The sequence below is a fragment of the Streptomyces longispororuber genome, assembly GCF_024448165.1.
Taxonomy (GTDB): Bacteria; Actinomycetota; Actinomycetes; order Streptomycetales; family Streptomycetaceae; genus Streptomyces; species Streptomyces longispororuber_A.
In genome coordinates, this window is the sequence record NZ_JAMOLN010000305.1 from 1 (window position 1) to 9,138 (window position 9,138).

General features: G+C 74.3%; 10 protein-coding genes and 1 pseudogene. 5 read left to right on the forward strand and 6 right to left on the reverse strand.

The genetic code is table 11. The annotated features are described in order from the left end of the window. On the reverse strand, window positions 1-919 hold a 919-nt coding region (locus M4J07_RS44540), incomplete at its 3' end, for a hypothetical protein (RefSeq protein ID WP_255982447.1). A 381-nt stretch (window positions 920-1,300) separates the two neighbouring features. Here M4J07_RS44540 and M4J07_RS48375 point away from each other — a divergent pair. Further along, entirely contained in the window at window positions 1,301-3,073 is a 1,773-nt protein-coding gene (locus tag M4J07_RS48375; protein ID WP_255982449.1) for an RICIN domain-containing protein, read from the forward strand. A 16-nt stretch (window positions 3,074-3,089) separates the two neighbouring features. Here M4J07_RS48375 and M4J07_RS44550 read toward each other — a convergent pair whose 3' ends face one another. Further along, window positions 3,090-3,515, reverse strand: a complete 426-nt coding sequence (locus M4J07_RS44550; protein ID WP_255982451.1) for an RICIN domain-containing protein — start codon at window positions 3,513-3,515, stop codon at window positions 3,090-3,092. On the opposite strand from M4J07_RS44550, the gene M4J07_RS44555 reads away from it, so the two are divergent. Next, window positions 3,493-3,738, forward strand: a complete 246-nt coding sequence (locus M4J07_RS44555) for a hypothetical protein (protein WP_255982453.1) — start codon at window positions 3,493-3,495, stop codon at window positions 3,736-3,738. The genes M4J07_RS44550 and M4J07_RS44555 overlap by 23 nt on opposite strands. 129 nt (window positions 3,739-3,867) lie before the next feature. Further along, window positions 3,868-4,125: a hypothetical protein gene (locus tag M4J07_RS44560; protein ID WP_255982455.1), complete on the forward strand. Its 258-nt coding sequence runs from the start codon at window positions 3,868-3,870 to the stop codon at window positions 4,123-4,125. On the opposite strand, the pseudogene M4J07_RS48610 reads toward M4J07_RS44560, so the two are convergent. Next, a pseudogene (locus M4J07_RS48610) lies at window positions 4,042-4,605 on the reverse strand (RNA polymerase sigma factor); the annotation flags it as partial. The gene M4J07_RS44560 and the pseudogene M4J07_RS48610 overlap by 84 nt on opposite strands. Before the next feature lie 172 nt (window positions 4,606-4,777). Between M4J07_RS48610 and M4J07_RS44570 the strand changes: the two are divergent. Then, window positions 4,778-5,326, forward strand: a complete 549-nt coding sequence (locus M4J07_RS44570; protein ID WP_255982459.1) for a GNAT family N-acetyltransferase — start codon at window positions 4,778-4,780, stop codon at window positions 5,324-5,326. Window positions 5,327-5,342: 16 nt separating this feature from the next. Here the strand turns inward: M4J07_RS44570 and M4J07_RS44575 are convergent, their stop codons facing one another. Beyond that, entirely contained in the window at window positions 5,343-5,930 is a 588-nt protein-coding gene (locus tag M4J07_RS44575; protein WP_255982461.1) for an NADPH-dependent FMN reductase, read from the reverse strand. A 64-nt stretch (window positions 5,931-5,994) separates the two neighbouring features. Then, on the reverse strand, window positions 5,995-7,548 hold the full coding sequence (locus M4J07_RS44580) for an MFS transporter (protein WP_255982463.1): 1,554 nt from the start codon (window positions 7,546-7,548) through the stop codon (window positions 5,995-5,997). A gap of 93 nt (window positions 7,549-7,641) precedes the next feature. Between M4J07_RS44580 and M4J07_RS44585 the strand changes: the two genes are divergently transcribed. Beyond that, the gene (locus tag M4J07_RS44585; RefSeq protein ID WP_255982465.1) at window positions 7,642-8,307 is read left to right on the forward strand and encodes a TetR/AcrR family transcriptional regulator; all 666 of its coding nucleotides are present in this window, start codon (window positions 7,642-7,644) and stop codon (window positions 8,305-8,307) included. On the opposite strand, the gene M4J07_RS44590 is transcribed toward M4J07_RS44585, so the two are convergent. Continuing rightward, the coding region (locus M4J07_RS44590) for a type IV secretory system conjugative DNA transfer family protein (RefSeq protein WP_255982467.1) at window positions 8,304-9,138 on the reverse strand (835 nt) is incomplete at its 5' end. The two genes, M4J07_RS44585 and M4J07_RS44590, sit on opposite strands and share 4 nt — an antisense overlap.

Genomic DNA, 9,138 nt, shown 5'->3' on the forward strand with positions numbered 1-9,138 from the left:
GTGGCGGTGAGTGCCGACAGGAGCGGGCCGGTGCGCGGGTGGCGGATTCGGCGCGCAGGGCCGCGCGGGCCAGGGCGTAGGCGTGCGGGTCCCACCAGCCGAGGAGCATGCCGGGCAGTTGCGCGCGCAGTTGTCCGGGCAGGTCGGTGAGGTCGGCGTGGGCGGTCCGGCAGTGCGGGCAGGTGCGCAGGTGCGGGCCGAGGACGTCGAGGGCGGCCGGGGACGCCGGTTCGGCGACGGCGGCGGCGAGCAGGCTCGCATGGTCGGCGCAGTCGGGCAGGTCCAGGGTCGCGGAGCGGTGCAACTCCAGGTAGGCGGCGCGGAGTTCGAACGCCGCCCGGTCCAGGGCGCGCCGGTACGTGTCCGCCGGGACCCCGGCGGCGAGCACCGCCGTCCGGGGGGAGTCGCCCTCGATCACGCCGTGCCACAGCAGGGTCCGGCGGCGCCGGGGCAGCAGCCGGTACGCCTCGGTGAGGCGGGAGCGCAGGTCCATCGGCCAGGTGCCGCCCAGGCCGGCCCAGGCGCGGAACGCCGGGTCCAGGGCCGGGTCGTCGGGGGTGTGGGCCCAGTGGCGTACGGCCAGCGTGCGGGCGTTGACCAGGAGTTGGAGGCGGAGCCCTGCCCCGGGCAGACCCCCGACGGCCGTTGCGGCCGCGGTGTGCTCGAAGACGCGGGCGGCCAGGTCGTCGCGCTGCACGGTGTCGGTGAAGCAGGTGGCGAGGTAGGCGGTGACGGAGGTGCGGTGCCGGTCGGCGGCCTCCGCGAAGTGGTGCGGGCGCCCCTCGCGGACCAGGTGGGCGATCTCCGGGTCGGAGCGGGGGCGGGACAGGGGGGCCGGTGCGGTGGCCGCGATGCGGCGCAACTCCTCGCGGAGGAGGCCGAGTCGGGTGGCGCTCGGCCTGCGGCGGGACGTGGGCATGCGGGCTCCCGGGGCGTGAGGGTGTGCACGGACAGGGCGGGCGGCGGCGGGACTGGGGGAGTCGCCGCCGCCCGCTGACCTCCTGGATCCGTTCCGCTGTCTCCGGTGCTCCTTTCGTCGGGTGGTGCGGTGATGCACTGGGGGAAAGGCCCGGCGGGCGGGGCCGTCCCGCCGCTTTGCCAACCCTTTACCCGGAGGTGTCGTGGCGGCGTCCGTCCTTGACCGCGGCCCGGCCGGGCGTGTTAGCGTCCGCCCCGACCTCCTGCGCACCATCCGTTCCGCAGCCGCTTCCGGTGCTCGCAACTACCGCGAGCTGGAGGACAGTTGCGTACGAGACATCACTCAAGGCACTCCAGGGCATCCTGGAAACTCGCCGCCCCGGTGGCCGTGGCCGCCGTCGTCGCCCTCGTGTGGACGCTGATCGGGCTGCCCGGCTGGGCCGACGAACCGGCCGCACCGGTCCGTGCCACCGGTGCCACACCACCGGTGGCCTGCGACGACGAGGACTCGCCCGACAAGGGCTGGTTCCAGGTGCTCTACGTGCACCGGGCGGGCGAGGACCACACCGAGGAGACCCGGTCCACGATCCGCACGGCCATGTGGGACGTCGACCAGATCTTCGAGGCGAGCGCGCGGCGCTTCGGCCACGGGGACAGCCGCCGGCTGCGCTTCGTGCAGACGGCCGACTGCCAGGTGGACGTCAAGTCGGTGTCCCTGGAGGGCATCGAGGCGAACCCGACGCTCGGCTCGCTCGCCGGACGCGCCCTCGACGCCTTCCACAAGGACGAGGGCCGCGACGAGACGGCCGCCCAGGCGTGGAGCAAGCGGCACCGGCCGGTCATGTTCATGGACGTGTCGGGCGTCGACGGCTGCGGCCTCGGCACGGTGACCTCGCCCGACAGCCGGGCCACGCTGCACGGCGGCAACTCCTGGATGAGCTGGGGCTGTTCGGGCGTCGGCGTGGTCTCGCACGAGGTCGTCCACGCCTTCGGCACGACCCACTGCGACGACACCGACACCCAGGGGAACGACCCCATCTGCCGCGGCACGGACAAGACACCGCGCTGCGACGACGTCCTGTCCGGCGTCGTACTCGACTGCGCGAAGGACGAGTTCGCGTACTTCGACCCGCGCCCGGCGGCCGGCACGCGGCTCGCCGAGCACCCCGACGAGAACATCGCCCGCAGCCCGTTCCTGATCAAGGACCAGCCCGCGCCCGCCGTGACGGCCCGGCTGCGGAACCAGGCCAGCGGGCTGTGCCTGGTGCCCGGTGACGGCGACGCCGTCGTGCAGGGCGACTGCGACGGCGCGCCCGCCTGGCGCAGGACCATCGGCGACGAGGGCTACGAGCGGTTCGCCCTGGTCGGCAGCGGGCGGTGCCTGACGATGCCCTCGCGCAGGACGTACGCGGACGGCGACGAGAAGGAGAAGGTCCCGGCCGTGCTCCGCCCCTGCGGCGCGGGCGACGACCGGCAGGACTGGTGGGCCGAGGGTTCCTGGGGCCCGGCCAAGGACCACTACGAGCTGATCAGCCGTGCCACCCGCGAGCGCGTCCAGATCGCCGACGGCAGCACCGCACCGGGCGCGGCGCTGACCCAGCCGGGCGGCGGCGACTCGGCCCGGTTCAAGATGCTGTTCACCGGGGCGTCGGTACGGCCCGCCACGGGAACCGGGACCGGGACAGGACCCGGAACCGTGTCCGGGTCCGGGTCCGTCGTGCGGCTGACGTCGGGGGACGGCGCCTGGTGCCTGGCGGCTCCCGGTGGCGGTCGTGCCGGTGCGGTGCCGGTGCCGGTGGACTGCGAGCGGGCCGGGCGGGACCTGCGGGCCGGTTCGGCCCTCAAGTGGCGGACGCGTACGGCTGGTTCGGGCGACGTCCAGGTGCGGACCGCGGGACGCGGACCCGTCTGCCTGCAGGCCGGGCCGCCCGACGCCGCGGGGGAGCCCGGGGTGCGGCTCGTCCGGTGCCGCGCGGGCGCCGTGGCCCAGACGTGGCGGATCGGCGGCGACGACGGTGCCCGGCAGCTGATCAGCCGGGCCACCGGCCGCTGCCTGGAGGTGCTCGGCGGCACGGCGGAGCGCCGGGCCGCGCTGCGGCAGCGGGTGTGCCGGGACGTCGACGCGGCACAGGGGTTCGGTCCGCGGCGCGGGTAGCCGTCCGGGTCCCGGATCAGGCGGGGGCCGTGCCCTCGTAGTCGAAGTAGAGGGACGGGGAGCCGTAGTAGTTGTGCGTCGTGCCGATCGTCGCGTCGTGCGGCTTCCCTTCTCCGGCCTGGTGCCAGTCGTTCAGACCGAGACGCAGGTTCGCCGCGGGCAGCTGGAACGTCATGTGGTGGCCCTGCGTGTCGGTGCTGATCCGCCACAGCTGACCGTCCGCGGCGGCTTCGCAGACCTCCGGCGTGACCGCCCCGCCGTCCTCCGACGTGCCGGGCGACGCGAGGCACTCGCCGGTTCCCTTGTTGCGCAGGCGGACCAGCTGCCCGCCGTCCTCGCCCTGCGTGTACAGCAGCTCCCACACCTGGCCGGCGCCGCCGTCGCAGGACGCCTCGCGGACTCCGGCGGCGGTGGGCTCCATGCAGTTCTTGCTGGCGGACACGCGCAGGGTCGTACGGAAGTCCGCGGCCGGGTGCCAGGCGGGCGGCGCGGACGTGCGGCTCGGCGACGGCGTCGGCGTCGGACGGCGCGAGGAACACGTAGCCGAGGACCGCCGCGGTGACGGCGGCCGCGCCCACGGCGAGCAGCGTCTTTCCGCCGCCGGCCGCCGTTCCCGGTCCTGCGCCACCACCGTCGGCGGGCCCGGGGCCGGCGCCGTCGGGTGAGGCGAGGCGCGCCGCCAGATACGCCGAACCGCCCCACAGCAGGAGCCCGGCGGGCAGCACGGCCCGCATCCGCTCGTTCAGTTCGGTCAGTTCGAGCAGGGCCCCACGGCAGCGTGCGCACTCCTCCAGATGGCGCTCCAGGGCGCGGCTGGGGCGGCGGCCCGTCCTGCGGACCTGCGAGCCGAGCAGGGCGCCGTAGTGGCGGCACTCGTCGTCGGCGCCGTCCAGGTGCGCGACGAGGTACGCCTCGCGCAGCCCTTCGCGGGCGCGGGCCGCGAGGGAGGCGACACCGCTCGCACCGATGCCGAGGAGGACGCCGACGCGGGAAGCGGGTTCGTCCTCGACGACGGTGTGCCACAGGACGGCCTGCCAGCGCTCGGGCAGTGACCGGAAACCGCGCAGGACGAGCGAGCCGTCCTCGGCGCGCAGGACGCGCTCCTCCGCGGACAGCGCGGGATCCGGCGCGTCCGGGCCGAGCCCTTCGCCGTCCGCGAGCCAGCGTTCGAAGTCGGGGGAGAGTTCGGTGCGCCGCGCGGTCGCGTACCAGTCGGCGGCCGTGCGCCGCACCACCGCGAGCAGGTACGGCCGCCAGGCGTCCCGCGGTCCGCCGCCGCCGCGCAGCGCCTGGAGCGTCCGGGTGAACGCCTCCGATGCCAGGTCCTCGGCGGTGTGCGGGTCGCGGCAGCACACCCGGGCGTAGGCCAGGACGGCCGGCCGGTGGCGGCGGTAGAGGAGGTCGAGCGCGGTGTCCGCGGCGTCGGTGCCGCCCTCGGCGAGGGCGGCGGAGAGCGCCGCGTCGGACGGTTCGGACCCGCCGCCCCCGAGGGGAACACCGGCCGTCGCGGCCCCGGAAGCGGGCTTCGCCATGGTGGGTCCCCCTGACACGAGCTGACACGAGCTGACACGAGCGGATGCCGCCGAGTGATCTACGGGCGCGGTGCGTCATTGTGCTGGCCGGATTCGTTCGGTGGGAAGGGGTGGGTGGCAACGGAACGGAATTCGCTTGCGACCGGGCGTACGGGCCCCGAGGATCGGGCGCATGAGCGACGTGGACGTACGCCCTGTCCGGGCCGACGAGTGGCGGGCGGTCAAGGAGCTGCGGCTGGCCGCGCTGCGCGACGAGGCCGCGCCGATCGCGTTCATGGAGACGTACGAGGAGGCGCTCGCGCGGCCGGACGACTTCTGGCGGGACCGGGCCGCGGGCAACTCGCACGGGACGTGGGCCCGGCAGTTCGTGGCGGAGGCGTCCGGCGGGCGGCTCGTCGGGTCCGTGGTGCTGCTCGTCGAGGAGGCCGGGGCGAAGGACTACTTCGGGGACCCGGTGGAGCGGCGGCAGGGCGCGGTCGTCGGGGTGTACGTGCGGCCGGAGGCGCGCGGCGGCGGCGTGATCCGGGGGCTCTTCGACGCGGCCGTGCAGTGGGCCTGGACGGTCGACGGGATCGACCGCGTGCGGCTCCACGTGCACGAGGACAACGCGCGGGCCGAGGCGTTCTACCGCCGCTACGGCTTCGTACGCACCGGAGGGGCCGTCCCGATGGCGGGCGACCCCTCGAAGCTGGAGCGCGAGATGGAGCTCAGGAAGAGTTGAGGGAGCTCAAGAAGAGTTAGCCGTACGGGGTTTCGGCGCGCGCCGTGCGCAGGGCGCGGGCCCACCAGTCCAGCTGGTCGAGCATGACCTTGGCCGCGCCGGCCGCGCCCTGCTCGTCGTGGGCCGGGCCGCCCTCGGTGAACAGGCCGTCGTGCGCCTTGTGGAAGCTGACGCCGTCGCGGACCGTGGTGCAGTGCAACTCGGCGAAGACCAGCCGCAGTTGTTCCACGGCGCGCAGGCCCCCGGCCACGCCCCCGTACGAGACGAAGCCGACCGGCTTGGCCTTCCACTCGGTGTGGTGCAGGTCGATGAAGTGCTTCAGATGGCCGGGGAAGCTGTGGTTGTACTCGGGCGTGACGATCACGTAGGCGTCGGCGGCGTCGATGCGGGCCGCCAACTCGGCCTGCGGCGTCGTGTGTTCGTGGCCCCATGCGGGGTGGGTGTCGGGCAGGTCGAGGTCGGCCAGGTCGATGACGTCGAAGTGGGTGTCGGGGGCGTGGGCCGCGGCCTGTCCGGTGAACCAGGTGCCGACGGTGGGGGCGAGGCGGCCGTCGCGGGTGGAGCCGATGACGATCACCACGCGCAGGGGCTGGGTGCTGGACATCTGGTGGTTCTCCTTCGGGTGGGGGATCTCGGGTCGTTCGGGTCGTTCGGGTCGGTCGGGTCGTTCAGGTCGTCTTCGTCTTCGTGTACGGGGATGTCCTGGTGCGCCGGGCCGTGGGCCGGGCCCGGTCGCCCGGCCGTGCGGAGCGCCGGCCGGCGGCCGGGCTCAGCAGCCGGTGGACGACGAGGGCAAGCACCGTCATCAGGCCGGTCACGGCCCACAGCGTCAGCTGCCACGCCGCCGTGAACTCCGGTGCGTGGCCGCCCGCGCCCGCGGTCACCCGGTCGGCCAGGGCGCCCGATCCGAGGCGGGATTCGAGGGAGGCGAGGAGGAGGGCGCCGAACACGGTGAGCATCACCGCGCCGGTGCCGCCGCGCACCGTGTTGAGGAAGCCGGAGGCCATGCCGACCTCGGACGGGGCGACCATCGACATGGCCTGGGCGTCGATGATGCCGATGGACAGGCCCTGGCCCGCGCCGATCGTCAGGAGCGGCCCGGCCAGCGCGGCGGTGGAGATGCCGGGGTGGAGCGTGGTGAGCCAGGCGTTGCCCGCCGCGATCAGCAGCAGGGACAGGACCAGGAGGTGGCGGGCCGGGACGCCCCGGTTGACGAGCCGGGCGCCGAGCGGCGGCAGGGCGAGGACCGGGACGGTCATCAGGAGCAGGGTCAGGCCGGCCGCGCGGGCCGACGTGCCGTTCGCGCCCTGGAGGTAGGTGGGCAGGAAGGCGAGGACGCCGGTGGTGCCCGCGCCGAGCCCGAACGAGCCGACGGCCCAGCCGAGGAAGGCGGGGTTGCGGGCGAGCCGGACGTCGAGGATGGGGCGCCGCCCGGAACCGGCCCGGACGAGGCGCCGCTCGATCCGCAGGAACGTCGTGAACAGGGCGGCCGCCAGGGCCGCGGGCACCAGGGTCTGCGCCGATCCCCAGCCGGACTTGGAGCCCTGGGTGACGGCGAACAGGGCGAGGGCCAGGCCCGCGATGAACGCCGCCGCGCCCGCCTTGTCCACGCGGGGCCTGACGTCCGCCCGTGACTCGTCCATCAGGCGCGTACCGGCGACGATGACGGCGCCCACGGCGACGTAGGTCAGGAAGGTGGCCCGCCAGCCGAGGGTGTCGACCGTCCAGCCGGAGAAGGTCGGGCCGAAGGCGAGGCCCAGGCCGGCCGTGGTGCCGAGCGAGGCGAAGACGCGGGTGCGGGCCCGGCCGGTGAAGGTGGCGGCGAGCAGGGAACCGCCGCTCGCCATGACGCCCGCGGCGCCGACGCCGGACAGCAGGCGGGCCGCGTCGAGCAGCAGGATGTGCTGGGCGAGGGCCGAGGCGAGGGTGCCGGCCGTGTAGATCGCGGCGCCCGCCGTGAGGATCCGGCGGCGGCCGTAGAGGTCGCCGAGCGAGCCCGCGACCAGCATGAACGAGGAGGCGGCGAGGAAGTAGCCGACGACCACCCACTGCAGGGCCGCGCCGGAGGCGTCGAGGTCGGCGCCGATCCGGGGCAGGGCCACGGTGGTGCCGGACATGGCCATCGGCAGTGTGAGCATGCCGAGGAGGACGACGATCAGGGTGAGGGTGGGGCGGCCGCCGCCGACTTCGCGGGCCGCCGGACCCTGGGATTCGGTTGCCATGGCCGTAAGCTACAACGGTGGTTGTAATAACTGCAACGGTCGTTGTACCTAGGTCTCTGTGCCTAGGCTGGACGTGAGCGGAGGAGCGTGGGCATGGCGGAGCGGGCGAAGCGCGAACAGGGCGGGCAGCAGCGCAAGGGCACCCTGGAGAAGCGGCAGGCGCTGCTGCGCGGGGCGCGCACGGTCTTCGGGCGCGAGGGCTACACACGGGCCGGCATCGACGAGATCGCGGCCGAGGCCGGGGTCTCCACCCGCACCCTCTACAACCACTTCGGCGGCAAGGAGAACCTGTTCCGCGAGGTCCTCATGGACAGCGCCGCGGCGGTCACGGCGGCCCATGTCGCCATCATCGAACGGCACTTGGGCAAGGTGACCGACCTCGACAAGGACGTCACCGCGTTCGCCCGGGAGTGGATGGGGCGGCGCGGCGAGCACGGCCCGCACATGCTGCTCGTCCGGCAGATCATCTCGGAGGGCCCGCACCTGCCCGCCGACGTCATCGAGGAGTGGCAGCGGATCGGGCCGCGTGCGGTGACCGAGGCGGTGCGGCTGCGGCTCGCCGAGCTCGGCGAGCAGGGCCTGTTGGCCGTCGACGACGCGAACTCGGCCGAGGCGGCGCGGTACTTCACCCTACTCATCGCCGGATCCGTCACCGTGGACACGTTCTTCGGAGTGGTGCCGATGGCCGGGTCCGAGGTGGACGCGCGGGTCGACAGCGGCGTGCGGACGTTCCTCCGGCTCTACGCGAACGAACGCTAGACGACCGGGAGTTCGGCGTCCGGCCAGCGGGTGCGGCCCTGTTCACGGGACCGGAGCAGAGCCAGGGTCACCATGCCCCGGTCCGCTCCGGTGGCCAGCAGCTCCGGTAGCTGGGGAAGTGGAGCCACTGCCGCGACGTCGTCCAGGACGAACGTCATTGGTGGGTCGAGCCGACCGGCAGGTGACCGTTCGGCCATGCGCCGGCCGTGCTCGACCACGCTCGAGGCGAGGGCCGTCAGGAGCGGCATCGCGCCCGGGTTCGCCTTGGGATCCTCGATGGCTTCCCCGACCATATAAAGCGTGCCCCCCTCGTCCACGAAGGAATCCAAGGTGAGCGCATCAGTTCGGTTGGGGGTGCACGCCTCACGGATGTGGACCGAGAAGAGCGAGGACAGCGCGCGGGCCGTCAACTCCTGCGCCATGTCGCGGCGTTCCGGATGCGCGGTGAGCGCCGCTTCGAGCTCGCCCGCGGCGCCGGCCGAGGCCTTCGGATGCGTACGGAGGATGCGTACGGCGTCCTGGACCTGGGTGCCCTGGGCCCAGCGGTGGACGTGGCGGAACGGTTTGCCGTCGACCGCCGCGGCGTGCAGGTAGCAGCGGAGGAGCGTTTCCGCCGTCTCGGCGAGGGCCGAGTCCAGTCGGGCGGTGGGCCTTATGGGGGCGAGGAGCGCTGCCGCGCGGGTGGCCGCCGTCTGCTTGTCGGCGCAGCCTGTGGCGGGGTTCCAGTGCAGGCGGGCCGGGGTGTCGCACAGGTGCGAGGGGTCGTAGAGGAGGACGGGGCCGAGCTTGGCCCTGGCGTCCTTGGTCTCGGCCCACACGTCCGGGGACGAG

Excerpts from the sequence above, each read along its gene's own strand:
- M4J07_RS44555 (WP_255982453.1), top strand. The coding sequence starts at position 3,493 with ATGCAGTTCTTGCTGGCGGACACGCGCAGGGTCGTACGGAAGTCCGCG.
- M4J07_RS44560 (WP_255982455.1), top strand. The coding sequence starts at position 3,868 with ATGGCGCTCCAGGGCGCGGCTGGGGCGGCGGCCCGTCCTGCGGACCTG.
- M4J07_RS44570 (WP_255982459.1), top strand. The coding sequence starts at position 4,778 with ATGAGCGACGTGGACGTACGCCCTGTCCGGGCCGACGAGTGGCGGGCG.
- M4J07_RS44575 (WP_255982461.1), bottom strand. The coding sequence starts at position 5,930 with ATGTCCAGCACCCAGCCCCTGCGCGTGGTGATCGTCATCGGCTCCACC.
- M4J07_RS44580 (WP_255982463.1), bottom strand. The coding sequence starts at position 7,548 with ATGGCAACCGAATCCCAGGGTCCGGCGGCCCGCGAAGTCGGCGGCGGC.
- M4J07_RS44585 (WP_255982465.1), top strand. The coding sequence starts at position 7,642 with ATGGCGGAGCGGGCGAAGCGCGAACAGGGCGGGCAGCAGCGCAAGGGC.